This is a genomic window from Methylobacterium sp. BTF04 (genome assembly GCF_010692745.1).
Lineage (GTDB): Bacteria > Pseudomonadota > Alphaproteobacteria > Rhizobiales > Beijerinckiaceae > Methylobacterium.
On the sequence record NZ_JAAHTB010000223.1, the window covers coordinates 1 to 755 of the forward strand.

Below are 755 nucleotides of genomic sequence, written 5' to 3' on the forward strand. Positions count from 1 at the left end.
AGCCTTGGCCGCTTGATCCAAACCAAACAGCCTCCGGGAAACCCGGGGCGGTTCAGTTCGCCTCACTGGCGCTGTTGGCGCAGGAGGTGTTGAAGCGTGATCCGCTCGGCGGCCACGTCTTTTGCTTCCGCGGGCGCCGGGGCGATCTCTTGAAGGTGATCTGGCACGACGGGCAGGCGGCGAGCCTCTACGTGCGACGGCTTGAGAAGGGCCGCTTTCTATGGCCCTCGCCAGCCGACGGGGTCGTCGCGATCACGCCCGCACAGATGGGGTATCTGCTCTCCGGGATCGACTGGCGCAATCCGGTGGAGACCTGGCGTCCGACGGCGATCGGATAGGCCTTTTCGCTTGCGTTTGCAGGAGGATGTGATTCCCTCGCCGTCGTGAGCGCCGCCCCTTCATCGCCGACTTCGCCCTCGCTTCCCGCCAATCTGGCGGCGGCTCATGCGATGATCCTCAGCGAGCGCGCGATGCGGATCGAGGCGCAAGCCGCGGCGTCCTCCACCGAAGCGATGATCGCGCATCTGAAGCTGATGATCGAGAAGCTCAGGCGCGAGCTCTACGGCCAGCGATCGGAGCGCACCACGCGGCTCATCGACCAGATGGAGCTCCAGCTCGAAGAGTTGGAGGCCAAGGCTACGGAGGAGGAACTCTCGGCAGAGGCTGCGGCGCTGCAGGCCTCGTCGCCGGCTCCGGCGCCACGCCGCCGTCCATCACGCAAGCCGTTCCCGGAGCATCTTCCGCGCGAGCGGGTC

2 protein-coding genes are annotated in these 755 nt (G+C 66.6%); both read left to right on the forward strand.

What is annotated here, in order from left to right:
* On the forward strand, nucleotides 1–338 hold a 338-nt coding region (gene tnpB, locus G3T14_RS24440; protein ID WP_163645045.1), incomplete at its 5' end, for an IS66 family insertion sequence element accessory protein TnpB.
* 111 nt (nucleotides 339–449) lie between these two features.
* Nucleotides 450–755 (forward strand): transposase (locus G3T14_RS24445; RefSeq protein WP_204263056.1); only part of this gene is annotated, 306 nt, incomplete at its 3' end.